We start from the raw sequence: 24,429 nt of genomic DNA on the forward strand, positions 1-24,429 counted from the left end.
AAGCGCTTAAAATTAGGTTATTCGCTAAAAAAAACTATATTTAAGAATCAACTTTAAAATCTAACCTTATGGCAATCAAAAGTTTTCAAGGCATACGGAGCAAGGAGGAGAACAAGAAAAAGTACAATGCCCCAATTTTGGTGGAAGATTACATGACCAATAAATTGATCACATTTTCCCCTGAACAGTCCATTTTGGAAGTAATGGAGACGTTTGCCAAACATCATATTTCCGGTGGACCAGTGGTAGATAATAATGGGTTTTTGGTAGGAATCATATCCGAGGCGGATTGTATGAAACAGATATCGGAGAGTAGGTATTTTAACCAACCCATTTTGGATAAAAGTGTTGAGCGGTTTATGACCAAAAATGTGGAGACCATACCCCATGACATGTCCATTTTCGATGCAGCGGGCGTATTTGATCGTCACAATAGGCGCAGATTGCCCGTTATGAAAAACGATATTCTCGTTGGGCAGATAAGCCGAAAGGATATTGTGATCGCAGCACTTAAATTAACGTCGCACAGTTGGAAATGATCACTCCCTTTTTACGATCATAAAATAGTCGTTGTCCAGCGGCAAATACCCTAGATCATACACAAAAAAATAGGTACTGCCCTTTTTTGTGGTATATAGGTTTGTAATGTATTCAAAATCAAAACCTTTATCCAACAAACGCATTTTTGTGGTCTTTGTTTTCCCATCCCGGAGGGTAAAGCCATTCAGTATCCGGTAGTTTTTGCGTAATTTGTTGTTTATGTTGCGTACTAGGTTTTTACTGTCTCGGTTAAGTCGGTTGTTATAGGCGTTCCTACAATGGTCGGAACAGTACTTTTGATCTATGCGACCGAGTAGTTTTTCACCGCAGACCAAACAATTTCTTTCGGACATGTGATAAGATTTAGGTTACCACAATATCATACTTTTTTAATAAACCGATCAATCCCTCTTGGCTAAACCTGGTTTTCCTTAGTTGGTTGATGGTTGGATCTATATTAAAACCAAAGGCAGTACTCAAATCGGCTCCGCTTAGATCCGTATTCTCGAAAATAGCATTGTCAAAATCACAATTTGGAAATTTGGCCATAGTTAATTGGGTGTCTGTAAAATCGGTTTGATGCAGCCTGCAGTCCATAAATTGGATTTGGGGGAGGTTCATCCCAATAAATGATGCCACGGATAAATTACAGTCCAAAAAACGCAAAGTCAATAAAAGTTGATTACAGGTCTCAAATTGAACCCCCACCATTTTACAGCTTTTGAAGGTTGCACCATTAAAAATGGTATGGGCAATATTGGTATTGGTAAGGTCGCACCCATCAAAAGTGCAGTCCACAAAATTTTGGTTGTCCAAAAAACCTTTGGAGAACAGGCAGTCCACAAAACTACATTCTTCATAATCGCCTTTGGGCAATTTTGTTTGGGTAAAATCCTGTTTTACGAACTCCTGTTCCAGCCAAAAGTTATCCGCCATTACTCCTTGGTCAAGATTATGGCGGGCACATCCAATGCTTTGAACATTTGGTTATATGTTCCCATACCATCCACTACAATGGCGTTTTTTTCATCTTCGTAAGTCTTCCATTGGGCCAAAAGATCACGTAACCTTTCTTTGGCACCTTGGGTTACCTTTGGTTCGGCCACATCTACAAAGCCTTTCAAATGCATAAATTCGGCATTGAGTTGATTTTTAAAATTGATTACATCTTGGAAAGTTTTTTGGTTGGGCTGGATCAGCTTTTCTTCCCAATTGGTTATTCTCTCTAATAATTCATCACCGTTTTCCAACAATGCTTTGGCGTTTTCGTGGTCTTTAAGCAATTTTTTATAATGTTTTAACTGACTTTTGGCCTCGCGCATTTGGTTTACGGAATGGTGCATACTTGCCACTGTTTCATCAATTTTATTGAGTACCGATTGCTGTTCTGCGTAATCCATGGGAGTGCCACTAACTTTTGGATCGGCAAGAACCGTTGCTTCTGTTTCTACGGAACGTCCCTCGGATGTTAAACGTAAAGTGTAAGTGCCAGGGGACACACGAGCTCCTTTATAATTGCCATAAACAAAAACTTTGTCCACGGCAGGTACAGCTTCTTTGCTAAAATCCCATGTAAAACGGTTGTACCCTTTGGCCGACGGCAATACATCGGGTTTTGGAGGTCCACCGGGCCAGCTTTTAAAACTCTTATCGGGTTGATTGGTCACTGTTTTTATCACCTTGCCAGCGGAAAGTACCTCGAGTTTTAGTTCTATCGTGTCCAATTTTTTGGGCAGGTAGTAATCAAAAGTAACGCCCGATTTTGGGTTTTGACCCAACCCTGGAACAGTGGAATTGGTGCTTCCATTAAAGATGCGATAGGAAGGTTTTGGGGGCACAATTTGAAGCTCGGAAGTTGGTTCGATGCTATGTTGGATCGCTCCTAAATCATCCAGAATCCAAAAAGAACGACCGGCTGTTGCCGCTACAAGATCATTATCGTGGATCACCAAATCATTGATGGGTACCACAGGAAGGTTTAATTGCAGCGGTTGCCAGTTGGAACCATCATCCAGTGAAACAAAAAGACCTGTTTCGGTACCGGCATACAGTAACCCTTTTTGCTTTTTGTCCTCACGCACTACACGGGTAAAGTTGTGCTCGCCATTTATTCCGTTGGTTATTTTGGTCCAAGTTTGCCCGTAATCGGAGGTTTTAAAAATATAGGAGTTCAAGTCCATGAACTTATAGCGCATCAATGTAATATATGCTGTTCCTGGCCCGTGCGGGGATACTTCGATGCTGTTTATAATACCTTCTTTACTATTGGGAGGGGTAATATTTTCCCAGCTTTCACCTCCATTTTTGGTAATATGGACCAGTCCATCGTCCGAACCGGCATATAAAACTCCTTTTTCGTGAGGGGATTCCACCAAGTACATAATGGTATTGTAGTTTTCCCCACCAGCTGCTTCGTTGGTGTATGGGCCACCTCCCGGACCTTGCTGGTCGGGATTGTTCCGGGTAAGATCGGGGCTCACTACTTCCCAACTATTGCCCCCGTCCTGTGTTCTAAACACCACGTTCCCGGCATGATAAATGGTGTTTCTGTCGTGGGGGGAACTGATTATGGGTGCGTTCCAGTTGTAACGGAACTTAAAATCTTTGGGAACTTTGCTCAGTCCCAATTCTGGGTATTCTTTTATGGGCTTGGATTCTCTTGAAGCCTTTATCCATTTTTCGATGATACCTTGGTAACAGCCACCATATACCACCTCCGGATTGTCGGGGTCAAAGGCCAAATAAGCGCTTTCGCAACCTGCCACGGAATACCAATCTTTCCAATCAATTCCATAGCCATGTGTTCTGCTTGCAATGGAAATGGCAGAATTGTCCTGCTGCCCACCATACACGTTGTACGGTACCAGATTATCGGTAATTACGCGATAAAACTGCGCCGTAGCTTGGTTTTGCTGTGTGCTCCAGCTTTTACCTCCGTTGTTGGACACATTAGCGCCTCCATCGTTGGAATTGACCATGATCTGGTTGTTCTCGGGATGGATCCAAAGATCATGGTTGTCACCGTGCGGTGTGGATACCGTGGTAAAGGTTTTTCCGCCATCGATGGATTTGGTAACGGGAGCATTGAGAACATATACGATGTTTTCGTCTTGCGTATCGGCAAAAATTTCCATGTAGTACCAAGATCGTGCTATATTGATACGGTCCTTATTGGTCTGCCGCCATGTTTTGCCAGCATCGGTACTTTTATATACTCCACCTTTTTCACCTTCGGCTTCGATTACGGCATATACAACCTCGGCATTTGCCCTAGAAACCGAAATTCCAGATTTCCCAAACTCTTTTGGAAGTCCTTTTTCCATTTTTTTCCATGTAGTCCCACCATCTGTGGATTTATAAAGACCCGAAGAGGCACCGCCAGATTCCATTGTCCAGGGATATCTGCGATGTTGCCACATGGATGCATAAAGAATCAAAGGGTTGTTCATGTCCATACTCAAGGAGGAAGCGCCTGTATTTGAGTCCACAAAGAGTACTTTTTCCCAGGTATTGCCGCCGTTGGTCGAACGGTAAATGCCTCTGTCCTCGGATGGGCCATATTGTGCGCCTTGGGCAGCGACAAAGATGATATTTGGATCTGTAGGATGGATTATAACATCCGAAATGTGGCGTGTGTAATCCAAACCTATATGTTCCCAAGTTTTACCGGCATCGGTAGATCTGTAGACTCCATCTCCCATGGATGTCATAACCCCCCGAGCGGCGTGTTCGCCCATTCCTGCGATAACCAAATTAGGGTTGCTTTCTGCAACGGCAATATCGCCAACGGTTCCGGTTTTTAAAAATCCATCGGAGATGTTCTTCCAGGTAAGACCATCATCTGTGGTCTTCCAAATGCCACCGCCAGTGGTACCCATATAGTAGGTGTAGGGTTGCCCTACTACACCGGTGGATGTAACGCTTCGGCCGCCACGGAACGGACCAATGTTTCGCCATTTTAAACCGGGAAAAAGTGAGTCGTTGACTTCTGTGGAGGGTTGGTTGGATTTTTTGTTTCTTCGTTGTGCATCAACAGGGTGCAAGGCCAAAAGTATGGCACATAATAGTAAAGGTCTTATTTTCACGAGAGTGTTGGAATTAGTTAGTCCGTTAAAGATACTAATTCAACGTATTCCAATGAAACTAAATTACTTCACTTTCTTGTAAGCGAACAGGATTTCTTCTGTATTGTTGTTTTCTTCAATAAGTACATGGACATTCATATGGTCGTCATCAATTTTTTCCATGGTGAGCCCTTCAAAATACACCTTGTTTGGTTCTAGTTTTACTAGTTTAAAATCAATGGTTTTATCTTTTTCTTCCCAACCTTTCATATTGCCGTCAAAATGCTTGAGCTGGAGAATTATGGAATCGTCCGATTGTTGGATATGACCTGATTCGTAGAATGAAACTTTGCCATTGTTCACTAGTCGAAATACAAACATCATAGAATTGCCCATTGGTGCACTCCAAATTTCTTCGGCCGTTCCTCCGAAAGCTTCGCCAATCCAGTGGCCCTTGATCCATGAAACATCCTCTAGATTGGCTTTTGGTGATGATTGGCCTTTGTTCAATTGCATTGTATGTTGGGCGGAAACAAGTCCCGCCCACAACAAGAAAATAAGTGTAATATGTTTCATAATGGTTTTTTGGTCGGTGTTACATTACCATCGTTAATTGGATAAAGCAAATTTTACGTTTACAGTGGTCTCCACATTGATTTTCTCAAAATCGATGTCCAAGGGCTGTGCCTGACCCATATCAGCAGAAACCGCTTTCATTTCCATCATGGGGGCTTGGTTGTACCTAGGATAGTAATTTGAATTGTCTGCAATATGGATGGCCATGCCTACTTTTTGGCCCAGAGGTCGGGTCAGGGCATCGGCTTTTTGTTTCGCTCTCTTTACTCCTCGAGATTTTAGTTCCAGCTCTAATTCGTCCATCATGGAATATTCGGTTTTTTCGATATGGGTATTGGCAATATCCAATTGTTCCAAAGCCATCATAACATCGCCGAGTTCTTTTCCCGAATAGACCAAAAGCGAATATTGTTTGCTTTTTAGGACTTCCTTTTGGCGCAAAAAGTATTTTTTAAAATTGCTGCCCATGTCTTTTATCACAAGCTGTTCCGTGAGGTCGATGCCCATGGCTTTAAAGCGTTGTGCCATTTGGTTTTCTTGTTCCTCTACAGAAACACGGCCTTTGGTATCCTTTTCTTGGATAATGATATTGAGGTATATTCTATCCGGGGTCACCAAAGTGTCCACTTTGGCCTGTGTTTCCAAATAGGGGGTGTCCAAAAAGTTTTTGGATTGGGCAAAAGTTACCGATGAGAACAGCACTGCGGCCATTAAAAAGATCGTTTTTTTCATGATTAATTTTTATTAAAGGTATATACTTCACCTTTACATTCAAAACATGTGCCGTAGTCTAATTTGAAAGTTTTGATTCACATGAATGTATGGGTTAACTGAATTAACTTGAGTACATTGTAGGCATGAAAATTATTTTGGCACCAGATAAATATAAAGGCTCCCTAACTGGATGGGAATTTTGTGAAATAGTTGCCCGGGGCATCAAAAAAGTTTTTCCCAATGCAGAAACAGTGTATCGACCCCTTGCCGATGGTGGGGACGGTACCATCGATGTGGTTATAGATTACCTAAAGGCATCTAAAGAGAAGATTGTTGTTACAGACCCGCTTTTTAGGAAGATTACCGCCTTTTACCTGCTTTCCGAGGATAGGCAAACGGCTTTTATTGAAATGTCCGAAGCTTCTGGATATAAATTATTGCAAAAATCCGAGATGAACTGTATGGATACTACAACTTTGGGAACAGGTGAAATGGTGGTGGATGCACTTGAAAAAGGAGCCAGAAACATTGTATTGGGCATTGGAGGAAGTGCAACCAACGATGGAGGTATGGGTATGGCCCAAGCCCTTGGTTACGTTTTTGTGGATGCGAATGGAAATCAGCTAAAGCCTATTGGGCGAAATCTGGGCAAGGTAAGGGAAATACGAACAAACAATCTACATCCAAAACTCATGGATACAAAAATTCAAGTGGCCTGCGATGTGACCAATCCATTTTATGGAGAGCTAGGGGCTGCTAAAATTTATGGGGCTCAAAAAGGAGCAACAGAAGAAGAGATTACCTTTTTGGACGAGGGTTTAAGGCATTTTGCGAATATTTTGCGATCAACTTTTAAGATTGATGTCCAAGAGATCCATGGCGCCGGTGCAGCCGGTGGAGCAGGAGGTGGAGCGGTAACGTTTTTGAATGCGGAATTGGCCTCTGGCGTAGATTTGGTGATGCAACTTGCCAATTTTGATAAAGTGCTGCAGGGTGCCGATTGGGTAATTACCGGGGAAGGAAAGCTGGATTCCCAAACCTTTTCCGGCAAAACCATTAACGGAGTGGTAAAATCGGCAAAAAAACAGAATGTACTCGTCGCCGCACTCTGTGGTTCGGTAGAAGTGACCATTGGACAAATACAAGAAATGGGCCTGGATTATGCAGTGTCGATTCTTAATGAAGTGGGCAATTTGGATGATGCCAAGGCAAATGTCGAGGAGAACTTGGAATTGGCGAGCTATAATTTTGCAAATATGCTGAAATTGGGCAAAAGCTAATTTATAGGTCTAATCCCCATCTTAAATTCCAAAGAAGTTTTTACGGTTTTCCATTCGCTGTTCAAAATGGAAAAAACAACGGTGTCCCTTAGGTTTCCGGAACCATCTATTCTATGGTTTCTTAAAATACCATCTTGTTTTGCACCTAGTCGAAGAATGGCATTCCTGGATGGATGGTTGTGAAAGTGCGTCCGAAATTCTACGGCAATGCAGCCTAAGTTTTCAAAAGCATATTTTAACAATAGGTATTTGGCCTCGGTATTGATGCCTGTGCGCTGCACTTTTTTGGCATACCAAGTTGAACCGATCTCCAATCGTTTGTTTTTTGCATCCAAATTCATGTAACGTGTACTGCCTACAATGGTGTTGTTCTTTTTATTGATTATGGCAAATGGCAATGCGGTTCCATTTTCCTGTTCGTTCAGGGCAACATCCAAATAGGCATCTATGGTCTTGGGGGAGGGGACCGAGGTGTACCACAGTTCCCAGAGCTTTCCATCCGATGCGGCGAAGGCCAAATCTACTTTATGGGATTTTTGCAAGGGTACCAGTTTTACCCATTCGCCTTCCAGTTGTGTGGGGCGTAACCAAGTTTCCATAGGTTGAATTTTAGGTCAAATATAGGCTTTATATGGGCATATAAAATTGAAAAAGCCGGAGATTATCTCCGGCCATTCATCAATCAAAAAACGAAATTAAAACCTATTTCGATTCAAATTCCTCGATAATAAAGAAGTTTTTACTCTTCTTATCTACGAGATAATTGCTTTCCAGAACATTGTAGTGCATGGATTTGTCGTCTACCTTGATATCAAATCCTTTATCCGTCTGTACTACTTCAAAATCATTGTTTTCGGTACCCTTGTATTTTAATACCATATAATCATCGTAGTTGTTATCGGAATCACTATCAATGGCCACTAGTTTGGTAACATAGGCGGCTGATGTTTTTCTATCTTGGTTTACCATGCCCTTGTCCTTATGGTCCAGTTCCATTCCGTATTTTCTGCGCTCCATTACCTTAACACTGTACTGTAGCTCCTTGCCATTTTCAGAAACGGTAAAGGTTTTTAATTGTGTGGTCGCTTTCATAACGCCGGAAGTCTTGTTTTGCCCATATCCCGCAAATGCGGTCAAGGTGGCAATATATAGTATGGTGAATAGCTTTTTCATAGAATTATTTTTTAAGGTTAATACTTTGTTTTTTCGAGAGTGCCGACTGGTTTCTACTTCAGGAAAGAAGTGAACATCCAGTGTCTCTTTTCCAATTCGGTCATAAATCCGGTAATCATGTTTTCGGTTACCACATCACCGGTTTCCAGAGAGGCATTTACCGCATCTAGCATGCTATCGTGGAGCACTTCCCTTACCATTTCCAACGCGGAAATTTCTTTTTCTTGCTCTTTGATCTTGGAAAGCTCCAGTGTTTTCTTAAAGGTAAAATTGCTTTTTACCCCGAATACCCGGATTCTTTCTGCAACGACATCGATATTTTCCTTTACCGTATTGTACTCGTTTTCGAATTCTTCATGAAGTTCAAAAAAATCGGGCCCCTCAATGTTCCAATGAAAATTTCTCAGTTTATTGTAAAAGACCTGATAATTGGCCAATAAGGTGTTTAAACTGACCACGATTTCAGCAGTTTCCAAATATGTGAATCCTAATTTTTTGAATGTTTTATTTTTTGCTTTAACAGCTTCCATATACTAGATTTTTTATTTGTTCACTGTAAAAGTACAAGAGAGTGCCCGGGAGGATTGATCGTAACGATTTAATTCTTGATCCAATTGGTTTTTGGGCCGATATCGATAGGGTTTTAGGCCTTTTCCCACTGTGTTTTGAAGATTTTAGCAGTAATTATTTATACTGAAAATTTTGTGTAAGTAGTATAAAATCAACTTTATATGAAAATTTAGCAACCGTTAGGACCTATTTTGGTTTGGATGGTAGGCGCTCATCGGGAACAATGAAACCCTGTAGTAGAGAACTGTACAATTTCGGGGATATGTCCGTAAGATATTCTTTGGTTTCACTGAATATTTTTTGAGGATTTTCGTGTTCGGTATCTTTTTCCTGAATATATAGGATTTCATTGATGTCTAATAACGTTTTACTAATACTGAACCGCTTAATGACCTTGTATCTATTAATATTTCTGATGTGCATGAAGTCGAATGAATAAATCTATTTGTTATGACACAAATTAGGGATGAGGGGTCACTTACAAACAGGTTTAATCATTTACATACGTTTACAAACGAAAACAAATAATTACATTCCGAATACAGTTTTTTAGTGGATATAAGTTTGCCCTATCGAATCAGCAGGATTCAAAAATTGAATTTTAAACTTAATTCTTACTATTATGAATTCACTAAGAAACAAAGTACAATTGATTGGCAACCTGGGGAACGACCCAGAGATCATTGTTCTGGAAAATGGGACAAAATTGGCCAAGTTTTCCATCGCGACCAACGAGACATACAAAAACAACAAGGGCGAAAAAGTAACGGATACCCAATGGCACAATATCGTGGCCTGGGGCAAATTGGCCGAAATATCAGAAGATTTTCTAAGCAAGGGCAAAGAGGTTATTATCGAGGGCAAGCTCGTAAACCGTTCGTACGAAACCAATGAAGGTGAGAAGCGGTACATAACGGAAATCAAATGCAACGAATTGTTGATGTTGGGCAAGTAAGTTTAGTTGTTCCAAGGCGACAAAAAGAGGAGAATAACGATTTTTTTAGCTTTTACATTAGGGTAAATGTAAATTAAGTTGTTATAAAGGCAAACGCCAGAACTTTAGATAATGAACACAGTATTTAGAAGAACTCAGACAGATGAGATTAAAAGTTCACATCACGGTATTTTTAGCGTTAGGGCTGGCGGCCATTGGTTCGGCACAAGAGAATGACCTTTCCTTTTACGAAAACCAAGCCAAAAAAGACGCCTATAAAGAACAAACGGCCATTTTTTTAAATGTAGATGACGAAAAAGATTTTTGGCAAGATCAAGTCCGATACGAAAAGGAACTAAAAACCAAAAATCGTCTGGCTTATCAAGTATACATGACAAGCAAGCAGGAGGCATACTCCCAGCATGCCCATTCTTGCAACAATCAGTGTACGCATAGCGATTACTTCTACGAAAAGGCAAGTATATATTTTACATACAAGGCCAACGAAAATATATCCAAAGGGGCTGTGGGTTCAATTGTCCAAGTAGCTTCTCCAAGAATTTTTTGATTGCATATTTTTAGTTGGTTAATAAATGCGCCCCAATTGTTGGGGCGTTTTTTATGGATATCGTATTAACCAACCCCTGAACAGACCAAGGGTTCTAAGTTCTAATTAGGCAAGGGGTTATTTTTTTTGAAGATTTTAAAATCTCGGGAAGACAAACCTATCTAAGCAACTTTTTTCAGAAGATCAAAGCACGGACATTTTTTACAGCGCTTGCTCTCGCTCTTCTTATATTTTTTACAGCACTTGGATTTTACCTTACCAGTTGGGGGCAACTCTCTAAGTTGTGCCTTTTTGAGCTTTTTCTTGTCCTTTTTCTTTCCCATTGATAGAAATGAAATACCGGAGCAAAAATAATTATTTTAAATAAATCTAAATAAAATTTAACATTGTTGCATTTTGAGTCAACCTAAAAGTTAACGGAGACACCAATCCTATTGGGACCAAAAGATAGGTTCCAACTTACGTCTTTGGGTCTTTTGTTGTTATATTTTTCATTGTATTTGGAGTCGAGGTAACGATCAATAGACTCTACGATAAAAATACTTAGCACAGTACTAAATGCCACATCCGAAAACCAATGGAAATCATCCAACACACGGACTAGTCCAGGAATCATCCCAATGGTATATAGGCCTCCTTTTACCCAAGGACTTTTAAATTGCTTTGCAATGGCATAAGCGTTGCTAAATGCAAGCATGGCGTGTCCGGAAGGGAAAGAATCATAATCGTACACCCGGTCCAAATGAAAAGGATCATAGGTTCCCGATCCAGCACCACTTTTAGGTCGTGCCCTACCAATGATCCGCTTACTTACTTGTTGAAGAAAGCCCCCAGCAGTGGCCGAAGAAATTAAAAGAACCCCAGTTCGGCGAAGTTTTTCATTTTTGGTAAATAAGCCGGCAAGATATACGCCGCCCGTTAGCATATAATTGTTTTCGGGAGCACCATATTTGTTTCCATAGTCCATAATAAGGTCGGGAACATCCTGGTCAAAACCATTTTTCCAACGGTTAAGTTCATCATCAACTGTAAATAGTAGTAATGTACCGCCAGTTAAATATCCAAAATTGGCCCAGTCGTTACCTTTCCAATGGAATGGACGGGAGTAGGCATATCCAACACCACCAAACATATTGCCAACGTCGTAAGTGAAGTTGTTCCAAAGGTTTTTTTCTTTTTTAGGTTGTAGATCTTGTCCCGAAATCGTGGTCGTGAAAAGAACTAGAAAAAGGAGTTGTAGAGGTTTCATGATGATGGTTTATACTAGGTTGTCGCAAAAATAATTATAAAATATCTTGAGCAAGCCGAAAAGTGTTGGCATGCGCTTCGACAATGGTCTTAATATCTGGTGAATATCCGCCGCCCATACTGCATTGTACGGGAATGTTTTCATCGGAACATAATTGAAGTACAAATCGGTCACGCTCCTTGCAACCTTCCAAGGTCATGGACAATGTGCCCAATTTATCCGAATCCAGTACGTCCACGCCACAGAGATAGAATATAAAATCCGGTTGCACTTGCTGCAATAATTCCGGCAATGTTTTTTTAAGTAGGGAAAGGTATTCTTGATCGGTGGTGCCTTTTGGGAGAGGTATGTCCAAGTCGGATATTTCCTTTTTAAAGGGGTAATTGCTCTTTCCGTGCATGGAAAAAGTAAAAACAGAATGGTCTGTCCTGAATATTTCGGCGGTTCCATTGCCTTGGTGCACATCCAGATCAACGATCAGTATCTTATTTGCGAGATCGTTCTTTAACAAATAACGGGCCCCAATGGCTTGGTCGTTCAACATACAAAATGCTTCCCCTCTATCGGAATATGCATGGTGGGTTCCACCTGCGATATTCATGGCAATACCATTTTTCAGTGCAAATTCACAACCTTTAATTGTGCCATCGGCAATAATACGTTCTCGTAGGACAAGCTCATCATTGAGAGGAAAACCGATTTTTCGAACGGCACTTTTGGAAAGCATTAACCCTTTAAGATCATTGTAGTAGGTTTTATCGTGCACCGATAAAATATGCCGGTCTTCCGGTAGCGCGGGCTCAAAAAAGTTCTCCTCGGTACAAGTGCCCTCATATAACAGTTGTTGAGGTAAGAGCTCATACTTGATCATTGGGAATCGATGCTTCTCGGGCAGCGGATGTTTGTATATGGGATGATAGGCTATTTTTAGCATTTAAACATCCTTTTTGTGCAATGCCAGTTGAATTCGTTTTCTGGGAACATCCACATCCAAGACCTTGACCACAACTTGTTGATGAAGGCTCACATGCTCGTTAACATCTTTTACAAAAGTGTCGGCAAGATTGGAGATGTGGATCAAGCCACTTTCTTTAATGCCGATGTCCACAAAACAGCCAAAGTTGGTGATGTTGTTTACGATACCCGGTAATAATTGACCTTCACGTAAATCGTTGATTTCCCTAATGTTTTGGTTAAATGTGAACACTTTTGCTTTTTCGCGTAAATCTAAACCAGGCTTTTCCAATTCCTTCACAATGTCTTCCAAAGTGGGCATTCCGATTGTATCTGTACAATATGCTTTAAGGTCGATTTCCTTTAGAGCAGAGGTGTTTCCCACAATTTCTTTAAGGGAGATTCCCCGGTCTTTGGCCATTTTCGAGATCAAACTGTAACGTTCGGGGTGAACGGCAGAATCATCCAAAGGATTATCACCATTTTTGATACGCAAAAAACCTGCGCTTTGCTCAAAGGCCTTACCGCCCAAACGAGCTACCTTTTTAATGTCCTCCCTATTCTTAAAAGCACCGTTTTCGTTTCTGTGGGCCACTATGTTTTCGGCCAATTTGGGCCCTATTCCCGATACATAGCTCAATAATGGAATACTGGCCGTATTAATGTTTACTCCTACGGAGTTTACACAACTTTCCACAACAGTGTCCAAAGAAGTTTTTAATTGTGCTTGGTCCACATCGTGTTGGTATTGCCCCACCCCAATAGATTTAGCGTCTATTTTTACCAATTCTGCCAAAGGATCGGCCAATCGTCTGCCAATCGAAACAGCTCCCCTTACCGTAACATCGTAGTTTGGGAATTCATCTCGTGCAATTTTGGATGCGGAATAAATGGAAGCACCTGCTTCACTTACCACAAAAACTTCGATGGGCCTTTTAAAAGCAATCCGTTTTACCAATTGTTCCGTTTCGCGCGATGCTGTTCCGTTACCAATGGCAATGGCCTCTATTTTATGGGCATCCACCAAAGAGCTTATTTTTTTGATGGCTCCAGAACTATCGCGTTGAGGAGGGTGCGGATAAATGGTTTCGTTATGTTTTAAATCGCCCTGTTCGTCCAAACATACTATTTTACAGCCAGTCCTAAAACCAGGGTCAATGGCCAAAATGCGTTTTTCGCCAAGTGGAGCACCGAGCAATAACTGTTTCAGGTTTTTTGAGAAAACTTGTATCGCGGAAGCGTCGGCTTTTTCCTTGGCAATTTTTAAAAGTTCGTTGGACAGTGAAGGAAACAAAAGTCTTTTATAGGCATCAGCAATGGCTATCTCGATATGTTCTGTGCAGCTGTTTTTGGTTTTGATCAATCTACGTTCCATATTTTGAAGCGCACGTTCATCATCAATTTCAACTTTCACACGGATAAAACCTTCTTTTTCGGCGCGCATAATGGCCAAAAAACGGTGAGATGGACATCGGTTCAAAGGTTCGCTCCAATCAAAATAATCTCGGAATTTTTGTGCCTGCTCATCATCCTTTTTTGTCTTTACCACTTTTGTGGTAATCAGGGCGTGGCGTTCCAATTGACCTCGGAGCTGATTTCTTATGTCGGTACGTTCATTGATCCACTCGGAAATAATGTGTCTGGCACCTTCCAGGGCCTCGTCCTCATTGATTATCTCTTTATTTAGGTATTTGGAAGCGATGAATTCGATGTCATCACTGCGCTGCGCCATTATAATTTTGGCCAAGGGCTCCAGTCCATGTTTACGGGCAGTCTCCGCTTTGGTCTTCTTGCTTTTTTTAAAAGGTAAATACAAATCTTCCAGACTGGTAAGGTCCTCGCAGTTTAAAAACTTTGATTTTAGTTCTGGAGTAAGTGCGCCTTGCTCATCTACAGCTTTTAGAATAGCTGTTTTTCTTTTTTCCAACGCCTCGAACTGGTTCTTGAATTCCACTATGGAACCTATTTGGACTTCATCCAGATTGCCGGTAAGTTCCTTTCTGTAACGAGAGATAAATGGAACGGTACAATCTTGGTTCAAAAGGGCCACTGTGTTTTCCACACTCTTTTCCGGCAATTGGGTATGGCGGACAATATAGGGTACAAGCTGCATCATGTTTGTTTAGTATTTGTAACTTCGAGCGCAGTCGAGAAGTTTTACTATCCAAAATTTTTAAGAGGATCTCAATTGTGCTCCAAAGCACAGTTTCTCGGTAATGGATTAACTTATAACTTCACCATTTAAAACTCCATCGGCATCAGGATTTACAAAAACTAGTTTCCCCTCTTTGTTCTCCGTCATCAAGATCATTCCCTGACTTTCTACACCGCGTAATTTTCTAGGAGCCAAGTTTACCAATACAGTTACTTTTTTGCCCACAATATCCTCTGGCTTAAAACTTTTTGCAATACCCGAAACAATGGTTCGCGTATCCAGACCGGTATCTACCTTTAAAACCAAAAGTTTATCGGCTTTTGGCATTTTTTCGGCTTCGATAATGGTTCCGACGCGCATGTCGAGTTTGGAAAAATCATCGTAAGTAATGGTGTCTTTTTGTGGTACTATTTTGTTGTCCATGGTAGCTGCGCTATTGGTGGTCGAAGCATTTTCTTTTTTAGTGTCTTCCAATTTTTGTAATTGATGTTCAATTTCAGCGTCCTCGATCTTACGGAAAAGCAATTCACTTTTATTGATGATGTGTCCGGCAGGGAGCAGGGTATCTTCAGAAGACACACTTTCCCAAGAAGTCTCGACCTTGCCAGACTGGACATTAAGTATGCCTTTCAGTTTTTTAGAAGTGAAGGGCAAAAATGGTTCGCCCAAAATAGCCAAACCTGCAGCAATTTGTAAGGCAACGTACATTATTGTCTTGACCCGCTCCTCGTCGGTTTTGATCAACTTCCATGGTTCTGCATCGGCCAAATATTTATTGCCTAATCGGGCCAAATTCATCAATTCTTGACTTCCTTCTCGGAAACGATATCGCTCCAGTGAGTTGGAAAGTAGATCCGGATAGCTTTTTAAGGAACTCAAGGTTTCTTTATCAGTGCTTGTAAGTTCTCCGGGCGCTGGTATGGTGCCGTCGTAATATTTATGTGTCAAAACAGCCACACGGTTCACGAAGTTGCCAAAAATGGCCACCAATTCGTTGTTGTTGCGTGCCTGAAAATCTTTCCAGGTAAAATCATTATCCTTGGTCTCGGGTGCATTTGCTGTTAAGGTATATCGGAGTACGTCTTGCATATCTGGAAATTCTTCCAAATATTCGTGCAACCAGACCGCCCAATTTTTAGAGGTGGACAGTTTGTTCCCCTCCAAGTTCAGGAATTCGTTTGCGGGCACATTTTCCGGTAGTATATAATCACCGTTGGCTTGTAACATGCTCGGGAAAATAATGCAATGGAACACAATATTGTCCTTGCCTATAAAGTGGACCAATTTGGTGCTTTGATCTTTCCAATAGGGTTCCCAATCCTTGCCTTCGCGTTCTGCCCACTCTTTGGTGGAGGAAATATATCCGATCGGGGCATCGAACCAGACATATAGTACTTTGCCTTCGCCGCCATCCACTGGAACGGGTATTCCCCAGTCCAAATCACGGGTTACGGCCCTAGGTTTTAGGCCCTCGTCTATCCAAGATTTACATTGCCCATAAACATTGGGTTTCCAGTCGGACTTATGACCTTCTAAGATCCACTTTTTTAAGAACCCTTCGTAGCGGTCCAAGGGCAAAAACCAATGTTTTGTCTTTTTTAAGGTCGGTACCGTTCCCGTTATCGTCGATTTTGGGTCGATCAAATCCGTTGCGTTGAGAGATGACCCACAATTTTCGCACTGATCGCCATAAGCTTCGTGGTGCCCGCATCTTGGGCAGGTTCCGATTACAAATCTGTCTGCCAAAAACTGGTTGGCCTCATCATCGTACAATTGTTCGGTTTCTTCTTCTATAAAATCACCTTGCTCGTACATTTTTCTGAAAAATTCCGAAGCAGTTTCATGGTGCACTTGCGCCGATGTCCTGGAATAGTTGTCAAAAGAAATACCAAAATCGGCAAAGGATTTTTTAATGATGCCGTGGTACTTGTCTATTATTTCTTTGGGGGTAACACCTTCCTTTTTGGCTTTCATGGAAATTGCCACGCCGTGCTCGTCGCTCCCGCAAACAAAGGCAACGTCCTTGCCCTTTAATCTTAAATAACGGGAATAAATATCTGCAGGGACATAAACTCCGGCCAAATGTCCAATATGAATGGGGCCGTTGGTGTACGGAAGCGCTGCGGTAATGGTATACCTGGAAGGTGATGTATTCTGAGCCATGTAAAATTCTAATTAGGCCCCAAAAATACTGATTTTAACGGGATACACATAAAAAACGAAACCCTCGAAAGTGCGGCCCTATTTGGGGTGAGGGGTACACTATCGATGGGTCTCGAAAATTGGACTATTAAAATGTACGTGTTTTAGGTTATCATTACAGATTTGCTCATTTTCTTATCTCCTACAGATATTCTATAGATATATTTTCCAGTGGACAAGCTATCGCGCATTCGCTCACGTATATTGATGTCCACGGCACCTTCCATCATCATTTCATTGAACAGGGTGCCTACACGTTGTCCCAAAATATTAAAGAGTTCAATATCTACATGGGCTGAAACGGGCATTTCCAGATGGATATATGGGTCTCGAGGTGAGGTTGCCGGATATATGGCCGCGTGTTCAATGGTATCCAAAATATCGATATTGGGGTCCATTGGATCTTGACTTGGCGGGGTTTCGGGCAAGGTAGGTGGGTCGTTGTCCATGGCAATGTCATCAAAAACTTCTCCGCTACAGTTAAATCCTAGGTCGATAGCTTGGTAAGGATGTCCCAATAAGTGCTGTTCAACAGATTCCCTGGGAACACAAAGCCATTCTGCCAATACGGTGCCATATAGATTTCTAAAATCCATGGTATACTCCAAATTTCCCCGATTATTGGGCTCATCTAAAGATGGGTGGTCGCCAACAAAAGCGCTTCCGTTCAATCCGGAGCCAAAAAATAAGGTGGGTGCTGCTTTTCCGTGGTCGGTCCCATTGGAACCGTTTTCAAAAATCCGTCTCCCAAATTCGGAAAAGGTCATGCTCAAAACCTTATCGTCCTGTTCGGTAAAAGCTAGGTCCTCATAAAAATTGTTGATGGCTACGGAAAGATTTGACATTAAGCGTTCGTGAACTTCGGGTTGGTTTCCGTGAGTATCAAAACCTCCCATGGAAATCATATATACTTTGGTTCCTAAATTTCCTTTGATCAAACGTGCCAAAAGCGCCAATTGACGTGCAAAACCATTGTCTTGATATTCTACTTGGTTTTGTCCGGCCATGTATGCATCATGGATAGTACCTGCATATTCGTATGTGGTATTGGCCACTCCGCGCAGGAACCTGAGTTGGTCTCCGTACATACAATCGTCAAAAGGAGCATTTTCTATATCATAAAAGGTACCTGTTTCTGCAATTTGCTCCAATTGTTCCACATTGTTGGTCACAAAGGCATAGTTCGTTTCTTCTCCTTGAAAGACCAAGTTGGCCAGGTTGCCAATTTGTATGGCTGCCGGGGAAGGTGGCGGAGCAATCAGGTAGTCGGGATACAGCTCTTCAAAATGCCTACCCATCCATCCTGTGTTTTCTCCTGAGAATCCTGTTGTGGTTAGATCGGTGTTGGCAAAAATATCCGATCCCGTAAAGTGGGAAAGGCTTTGGTTTTCGTAACCTACGCCATGCACGGCCTTAAATTGTCCGTCTCCCCAAAGGGACTCTAGGGCGCTCATATAAGTGGGCACCCCAAAATCGTCGGTAAGTTTTAAGACCTTACTTTCGGGGATATAGATATTGGGTCTTGCATTGGCATAAGTATCATATTGTTGAATGGGAATTACAGTACTGAGACCATCATTCCCTCCGGATAATCGAATAAGGATCAAAATGTTGTCGGTTTCGGCCGCAGCAACTGCTGCCGTAAGTGGGGATGGTGCTGATGCCGAAATCATATGGCTTCCTAAAAACATGGATCCAGAACCGGCTATACCAAGTGCCTGGATAAATGATCGTCTGCTCCATTTTTTATGTTCCTGATCGTGGCCTTTGTGTTCAAGGCCTTTGTGTGGGGATGTATCGTGGGTGTGGTGATTATCGCACATGGTGTGGGGTTATTTGAGTTGAAATTCGGGCTCGCGGGATAAGTGACGCAATAGAAGATAAACTTGAGACGGTCCTGTTTCCCATCCAAGTAAAGTCCACGAAGGCGTTGTTCCGCCTTCGTAATAATTTATGTCCACATCGCTCCTAAACGCTATAAATGCTCTATCGTAGTCGGCATCGGTGAGCAAGCCTTTTGGTAAAAATTTATCGATAATGGGCCTGGCAACTTCGTCTGGGTTGTTGCTTGTGAGCCCGGCATTGCCGGAAAGCGAGAGACCCAAATCCCTGAATTGTTCGGGATTTTCTTGATAAAACCGTTGCAGGAACATCTCAACGGTCAACCACCGTCCAATTATAAAATTAGTGTTGATCCAGGTCCGATCACGTTGCCAGCCTTCCACTTCGGGCGGTTGAAAAAAACGCTGTCCGATCAACGAACAGGAATCGATCATGTTCAGTATGGTGCCATCGTCATACGTAAACCCAGTTTCTTTTAATAGGTTGAAATAAAGATCGGCCGGACTTTTTATGATTACACCTATTGCAGTTTCGTCGAAAAAGTGTTGGCTCTTAAAAAGTTGACGGAGTACAGGGGCAATTTCGAAGCCACTATTGATAAAAGTCTGTGCCAGACCGTCGATAATCTGTGGAGCAATGCCGCCATCATCGTTTGTAGAATCTGGATGGACAAAAAACTCATAAAGTTTTTTACAGATGAACCAACCAATCTCATCGGGCCTTTGGTTAAACAGTATGTCTATTACGTCATCATAGCCCCAATTGCCCGTTTGCCCGAAAATAGTCTTGTTGTCCGTATTGAATTCCGAAGGGTCGAAAGTAACCTGGGTACACCCTTCTTCTCCTCTTTCGGTATAACCGGACAATGCTTTGGAGGTTTCGATAATATCCTCTTCGGTGTAATTATTTCCTTCTCCCAAGGTAAACAGCTCGTATAGTTCTCGGGCATAGTTCTCGTTCGGGTTGTTCCCTCGATTTCTTACACCGTCCAAATAATAGAGCATGGCACTGGTAAGGCCGATTTCACTGGTAAAGGTCTTAAAGTTGCCAAGCGCATTTCGTTGTAAACAATTGAGATAATAAAAAAGGAACTGTGGACAGTCATAAGTTTCCAATTGTGTTACAAAGTGATTGCTCCAAAAGAAGCTCAATCTATCTAGCAGTTCGTTGTTTGCCAAGGCGTTTCCGTAGGCTGTGGTGAGCTCTTCGATGTGGGCTCTACGCATTTGCCGAGCCAAATCGTCATCGGCAGGGTAATCGGCATTGTTCCAGTCTGCCCAGGCTGGGGCCGGAATCGGGAGAGCGGCAAGCGCTTGGTCCACCAAGCTGTCCACGAGTGGGCCAGCTGTTTGTCCAACAGCAGCAGCAATGGTTTGCACCGGGGCACTAAAACCTAGCCTTCGGTACAAATGGGCGGCACGCAACTCATCCAGTGGAGTAGTGTATGGTGCCAAAGTTGAGGAATTACAATTGATAAAGTACTCCATAGCAATGTCTGGCGTTTATTAAGTACATAGTTTTGGGGCAACTATATGTTTATGCTAATGTTGGTGTGGTTCAATTGAGCCAACAAATTACAATCTTAACGTTCTTAAGTCCACGAACTACCAAATTTTTCGACGAAATGCACAAAAAATTTACATTTTTACAAAATATATGGCTGAACACAACACATTTGGGATGCTCGGGGAGCAGAAGGCCGTTGCCCATTTAGAGGGGAAGGGATACAAAATATGTCATCGTAACTATCGGTATCTCAGTGCCGAGATCGATATTGTTGCCCAAAAGGACGATGTTTTGGCAATAGTGGAGGTAAAGTCCCGAAATACGGGTTTTTTGGAAGATATCTCAACGGTGATCACCACTAAAAAAATTAAACTTTTGACCATGGCGGCAAACCAGTATATCGAAAAAAATGATTTGGATGTGGAGGTTAGATTTGATGTGATTACCGTTGTAAAAAGAGGGCAGAAGTTTGAAATTGAACACATTGAAGGTGCTTTCTATCATTTTTAACCATTTGTTTGTTTTATAACAATGTGTTATTTTTGAATAAACTCTAACCAGAAATGAAAACAATATCTGCCGTAGTTGAGCACTACATCAAAAAAAAGCCGTTCTTGCAAACGGCACTGGCACAAGGGATCATTAACTTAACTTCTTTATCCAGACAAATAAAACCGGAAATTGCAGAAGAACTTGGGAAAGATGTTAAAGATGGCGCTATTGTAATGGCTCTTAAACGGCTTTCGGACGATCTGGAGTTTAGGGCCACACACAAGATTGTAAAAGTGCTCAAGAATATTGGGGAAATTACCGTTAGATCTAATTTATCCGACTATACGTTTTTGGCCTCCGATACTATTTTACAACAACAGGCACGACTCTTGGAAGAAGTCAATGCCAATCAAGATGTGTTTTATACTTCTTCGCGCGGTGTAAACGAAATCAATATTGTGATCAGCAATACAATGGACGGTATTGTGGAAAAGTACTTTAAAATGGAGCGCTGTACGCAAAAGGCCGAAGGACTTTCGTCGATTACGGTTAAACTGCCGTCCGATAACGTATCGGTACCTGGAATTTATTACTTTATTTTTCAACGATTGGCATGGGAAGGCATTGTGCTCTACGAAGTAATATCCACTACAAACGAGTTTACCATTCTGGTGAACGATGAACAAGTGGATGTTGCCTTCAAGACCATTAAAGATCTAAAATCCTTGTAATAAGGTTAACTTTTCGGTGTCTAAACTAAAATCAATTCTTTATCGTTTTAGAAAAAGACACTTTTTGGAAAAATGACCAAAAAACGGATTTTTTACGGTTTCTTAGGCCTAATTGTACTGTATTTGTGCTATCTGGCTTATGTTTTTGTGCTATCCCCCAAGACAAATCTTCAATCCATCTACCTTATCCCAAAGGATGCCGTTTTTATTGTTGAATCGGAAAAGCCCGTGGAAAGTTAGGAACAGGTCAGTAAGTCCAGAGCCTGGCACCATCTTAAAAAGAACGATTACTTTTCAGACCTTACAGAAAATATCCAAAGGGTAGATACTGTATTTAACGATAATCATAAACTGTTCGAGTTTTTTGACAATCGCTCCCTGTTCATATCCGTACACATGATATCCCCCAAAGACTATGGGATTTTTTATGTACTGGACTTAAAACGGATAGCCAAGCTACAATTGCTTAAAACATATTTGAACACACTGTTGGACGATGGCTATGTGCTTAGCAAACGTACCTATCACGAACACGAGATATTGGAAGTTCACGATCGCGATAGCAAGGAAACCATGCATTTGTCCTTCATCAAAAATCAATTGGTGGCCTCTTACACGCACACTTTGGTAGAAGCTTCAATAGATCAATATATGGAGCCGGTGTTGGGGCGAAACCTCAATTTTTTGGAAATCAATCAAAAAGTCGGGCACGAGGACCTGTTCCGGTTGTATGTACAATACCATTTTTTTGACGATTACATTAAAATGTATTCCGACCGGCCCTCCGACTGGGTAATGCGCGTAAGTGAAAACTTTTTGTTTTCTGGGTTCTATTTTGATTTGGACAAGAACAGCACACTGACCGCCAACGGATATACCAACATAAGTTCGGTAAACGAATATTACCTTAAGGCACTTCAAAAATCGGGAAAGGCAAAACGTTCCATACCAGAAGTGGCCCCAAATAGCACAGCGCTTTATGTTAGCTATGGTTTTGATAGCTTTTCCGAGTTCTACAAAAATTTTGAGATGGTCCAGCAAAGCGACCCCGAACAGTTTGAAAGTTACCAAAAGGGCATAGCCAAAGTGGAAAAGTTCCTAAAAATCGATATCAAGGAAAATTTTGTAAGCTGGATAGGGGACGAGGTGGCCTTACTTCAGATACAATCTCACATTTCCAAAGGCAAAAATGATCTAGCGCTTGTCCTTAAAACCAATAATGCCGATAAGGCTAGGACCAACTTGGATTTTGTGGTGGAGCAGGTCCGCAAAAAAACACCGGTAAAGTTCAAAGCTGTAAATTACAAGGGGTACGAAATTAATTTTTTGTCCATCAAAGGATTTTTTAAAATGCTACTGGGCGGCAGATTTAATGAGTTCGATAAACCCTACTTTACCCAAATCGATGATTATGTGGTCTTTAGCGATAGCCCAAATACCCTAAAGGGCATAATAGAAAAGGTTACCGAAGGCGAAATTTTGGCAACTTCCAGTGAGTACATTGATTTTAATCAGAAATTCGATCCCGAATCTTCTGTTTTTATATATAGTAATGTGCCTTTGCTGTTTGATAATATGTATGCTTTGGCCGATGCGCCAACCAAACAGAAAATGCGCAAGAACAAGGATTTTATCATTTGTTTTCCGCAGATTGGATTACAATTATCGCCGAAAGATGATTTGTTCGAAAATAGATTGGTGCTAAAGTATGAGGATGTTGAGAAGGTGAAAAAACACCAGGTCATGCCAATAACCGGTAACAATGTAACATCTAAAAGTAAAAATACTGCGACGGCCCAGACAACAGATGCGGTCTTTAACCTGAAACCCATATATCCGAACGATTTAAATGCGAAGACATTTATAAAAAAATACAACAACGGAAACGTTAGGTTCCAAGTGGAGCTCAAGGATGGTTTAAAACATGGCAAGTACGAAGAGTTCTACACCAACGGTACAAGAAAAATTCGCGGTCGTTTTCGTAAAGATGAACAGGTGGGCACATGGCGTTATTATGATGAGGACGGATTGCAAGTGCATAAAAAAAGGTTCTGATCCTTTAATAGCTTACCCACTACTTTGGTAATTTTTTGATGAGGTTTTCAAATTTTGAATATACAGTCGTCTGCAATGGCGTAAACATCATCGCTTTTTTTAGGTTTTAGGGCATGGGTTCCAGTAAATTGTCCAAAAGCGGGCAATATCATTTTGTTTTCGGATTTAAAAAAGCAAGGCAACTTAACGTAATCCCGCCCTGGCCCTTTTAGTTTTATGGAAGGATGTATATGTCCACAAAAATTAAAGAGCCCTTTGCGATCTTCCGGATGGTGTGTAAAAAAAAACGAATCAATGGCAAGCTCCTGAAATTGGGAGACATTCACGTTTTGAAATTTTTCGGGGGCGATAATATCGTGGTTTCCTGTAATCAGCACAACTTCCGAAGGTGTTTTGCCCACCCAGTTTTCAAACAACTCCCACTCCTTGTTCAACGAAGAATGGAAGAGGTCTCCTAAAAAACAGATTTGAAAGGGTTGAAAATCGGCCACGATTTGATCTAAAAGGATAAAATTTTTATGGATTGCCTTTCGAGGAACGGCGGCGCCAAATTTCCGGAAATGGGATACTTTCCCCAAATGTACATCACTGATCAGCAATATGGATTTTTTAACCCAAAACAATCCACCCAAAGGGTGTAGATGAAATTCTTGGCCTTGTATTTGGATTTTTTCGATCATTCTAACGAAGCAACAAATTTAACCAATTGTAATTTTGAAACGAGAGGGGCAAGTGCGGAAACTATTTTAAAAATTATCGATCAGATGCGGTGTTTTGTCTCTTCGACTACGCTAAATGTCCGGGCCATGTGAGTGTGTTCGAAC

At 41.6% G+C, this 24,429-nt stretch carries 23 protein-coding genes; 7 read left to right on the forward strand and 16 right to left on the reverse strand.

The window, feature by feature from the left end; genetic code table 11:
* The first annotated feature begins 68 nt into the window (after positions 1-68).
* Positions 69-539 carry a CBS domain-containing protein gene (locus tag MJO53_RS08550; RefSeq protein WP_224835729.1) on the forward strand — a complete coding sequence of 157 codons (471 nt, stop codon included), beginning with the start codon at positions 69-71 and terminating at the stop codon, positions 537-539.
* Here MJO53_RS08550 and MJO53_RS08555 read toward each other — a convergent pair whose 3' ends face one another.
* The 5 genes from MJO53_RS08555 to MJO53_RS08575 form a co-directional block, all read right to left on the reverse strand.
* Entirely contained in the window at positions 540-893 is a 354-nt protein-coding gene (locus MJO53_RS08555) for a hypothetical protein (RefSeq protein ID WP_224835728.1), read from the reverse strand.
* A gap of 10 nt (positions 894-903) precedes the next feature.
* Entirely contained in the window at positions 904-1,476 is a 573-nt protein-coding gene (locus MJO53_RS08560) for a pentapeptide repeat-containing protein (RefSeq protein ID WP_224835727.1), read from the reverse strand.
* Positions 1,476-4,625 carry a VPS10 domain-containing protein gene (locus tag MJO53_RS08565; protein ID WP_252078781.1) on the reverse strand — a complete coding sequence of 1,050 codons (3,150 nt, stop codon included), beginning with the start codon at positions 4,623-4,625 and terminating at the stop codon, positions 1,476-1,478. The genes MJO53_RS08560 and MJO53_RS08565 overlap by 1 nt, the downstream gene beginning before the upstream one ends.
* Positions 4,626-4,688: 63 nt before the next feature.
* Complete coding sequence (locus MJO53_RS08570; RefSeq protein ID WP_252078782.1) at positions 4,689-5,180, reverse strand: DUF6265 family protein; 492 nt, start codon at positions 5,178-5,180, stop codon at positions 4,689-4,691.
* A 33-nt stretch (positions 5,181-5,213) separates the two neighbouring features.
* Entirely contained in the window at positions 5,214-5,912 is a 699-nt protein-coding gene (locus MJO53_RS08575; protein WP_252078783.1) for an SIMPL domain-containing protein, read from the reverse strand.
* 125 nt (positions 5,913-6,037) lie between these two features.
* Between MJO53_RS08575 and MJO53_RS08580 the strand changes: the two genes are divergently transcribed.
* Positions 6,038-7,174 carry a glycerate kinase gene (locus MJO53_RS08580; RefSeq protein WP_252078784.1) on the forward strand — a complete coding sequence of 379 codons (1,137 nt, stop codon included), beginning with the start codon at positions 6,038-6,040 and terminating at the stop codon, positions 7,172-7,174.
* On the opposite strand, the gene MJO53_RS08585 is transcribed toward MJO53_RS08580, so the two are convergent.
* The 3 genes from MJO53_RS08585 to MJO53_RS08595 all read right to left on the reverse strand — a co-directional run bounded on the left by MJO53_RS08585 (position 7,171) and on the right by MJO53_RS08595 (position 8,877).
* Positions 7,171-7,773, reverse strand: coding sequence for a GNAT family N-acetyltransferase (locus MJO53_RS08585; protein ID WP_224835722.1), 603 nt, complete (start codon positions 7,771-7,773; stop codon positions 7,171-7,173). The two genes, MJO53_RS08580 and MJO53_RS08585, sit on opposite strands and share 4 nt — an antisense overlap.
* Before the next feature lie 103 nt (positions 7,774-7,876).
* The gene (locus tag MJO53_RS08590) at positions 7,877-8,347 is read right to left on the reverse strand and encodes a hypothetical protein (protein WP_252078785.1); all 471 of its coding nucleotides are present in this window, start codon (positions 8,345-8,347) and stop codon (positions 7,877-7,879) included.
* A 53-nt stretch (positions 8,348-8,400) separates the two neighbouring features.
* Complete coding sequence (locus MJO53_RS08595) at positions 8,401-8,877, reverse strand: Dps family protein (protein WP_252078786.1); 477 nt, start codon at positions 8,875-8,877, stop codon at positions 8,401-8,403.
* 662 nt (positions 8,878-9,539) lie between these two features.
* On the opposite strand from MJO53_RS08595, the gene MJO53_RS08600 reads away from it, so the two are divergent.
* Both MJO53_RS08600 and MJO53_RS08605 read left to right on the forward strand, forming a co-directional pair.
* On the forward strand, positions 9,540-9,872 hold the full coding sequence (locus MJO53_RS08600; RefSeq protein WP_224835718.1) for a single-stranded DNA-binding protein: 333 nt from the start codon (positions 9,540-9,542) through the stop codon (positions 9,870-9,872).
* A gap of 142 nt (positions 9,873-10,014) precedes the next feature.
* Positions 10,015-10,419, forward strand: a complete 405-nt coding sequence (locus MJO53_RS08605; protein ID WP_252078787.1) for a hypothetical protein — start codon at positions 10,015-10,017, stop codon at positions 10,417-10,419.
* 161 nt (positions 10,420-10,580) lie between these two features.
* Here the strand turns inward: MJO53_RS08605 and MJO53_RS08610 are convergent, their stop codons facing one another.
* The 7 genes from MJO53_RS08610 to MJO53_RS08640 all read right to left on the reverse strand — a co-directional run bounded on the left by MJO53_RS08610 (position 10,581) and on the right by MJO53_RS08640 (position 20,308).
* Entirely contained in the window at positions 10,581-10,742 is a 162-nt protein-coding gene (locus MJO53_RS08610; protein ID WP_224835716.1) for a hypothetical protein, read from the reverse strand.
* Between the two features lie 83 nt (positions 10,743-10,825).
* A complete protein-coding gene (locus MJO53_RS08615) occupies positions 10,826-11,668 on the reverse strand; it encodes a phosphatase PAP2 family protein (RefSeq protein WP_252078788.1) in 843 nt (280 codons plus the stop codon).
* A 34-nt stretch (positions 11,669-11,702) separates the two neighbouring features.
* Entirely contained in the window at positions 11,703-12,602 is a 900-nt protein-coding gene (locus MJO53_RS08620) for a histone deacetylase (RefSeq protein ID WP_252078789.1), read from the reverse strand.
* A complete protein-coding gene (locus MJO53_RS08625) occupies positions 12,603-14,735 on the reverse strand; it encodes a Tex family protein (RefSeq protein WP_224835713.1) in 2,133 nt (710 codons plus the stop codon).
* Between the two features lie 108 nt (positions 14,736-14,843).
* The gene (gene metG / locus MJO53_RS08630; protein ID WP_252078790.1) at positions 14,844-16,940 is read right to left on the reverse strand and encodes a methionine--tRNA ligase; all 2,097 of its coding nucleotides are present in this window, start codon (positions 16,938-16,940) and stop codon (positions 14,844-14,846) included.
* 143 nt (positions 16,941-17,083) lie between these two features.
* Positions 17,084-18,802, reverse strand: coding sequence for a DUF1501 domain-containing protein (locus MJO53_RS08635; protein WP_224835711.1), 1,719 nt, complete (start codon positions 18,800-18,802; stop codon positions 17,084-17,086).
* A gap of 9 nt (positions 18,803-18,811) precedes the next feature.
* Positions 18,812-20,308, reverse strand: a complete 1,497-nt coding sequence (locus MJO53_RS08640) for a DUF1800 domain-containing protein (RefSeq protein ID WP_252078791.1) — start codon at positions 20,306-20,308, stop codon at positions 18,812-18,814.
* Positions 20,309-20,477: 169 nt separating this feature from the next.
* On the opposite strand from MJO53_RS08640, the gene MJO53_RS08645 reads away from it, so the two are divergent.
* The 3 genes from MJO53_RS08645 (at position 20,478) to MJO53_RS08655 (ending at position 23,605) form a co-directional block, all read left to right on the forward strand.
* Positions 20,478-20,837, forward strand: coding sequence for a YraN family protein (locus tag MJO53_RS08645; RefSeq protein WP_252078792.1), 360 nt, complete (start codon positions 20,478-20,480; stop codon positions 20,835-20,837).
* Positions 20,838-20,890: 53 nt separating this feature from the next.
* Positions 20,891-21,550, forward strand: coding sequence for an aspartate kinase (locus MJO53_RS08650; RefSeq protein WP_224835708.1), 660 nt, complete (start codon positions 20,891-20,893; stop codon positions 21,548-21,550).
* Positions 21,551-21,946: 396 nt separating this feature from the next.
* Positions 21,947-23,605 (forward strand): DUF3352 domain-containing protein, encoded by a 1,659-nt coding sequence (locus MJO53_RS08655; protein ID WP_252078793.1) that lies wholly within the window; start codon positions 21,947-21,949, stop codon positions 23,603-23,605.
* Between the two features lie 47 nt (positions 23,606-23,652).
* Here MJO53_RS08655 and pdeM read toward each other — a convergent pair whose 3' ends face one another.
* Positions 23,653-24,285, reverse strand: a complete 633-nt coding sequence (pdeM, locus tag MJO53_RS08660; protein ID WP_224835706.1) for a ligase-associated DNA damage response endonuclease PdeM — start codon at positions 24,283-24,285, stop codon at positions 23,653-23,655.
* Positions 24,286-24,429: the final 144 nt, after the last annotated feature.

The organism is Flagellimonas marinaquae (assembly GCF_023716465.1).
Lineage (GTDB): Bacteria > Bacteroidota > Bacteroidia > Flavobacteriales > Flavobacteriaceae > Flagellimonas > Flagellimonas alginolytica.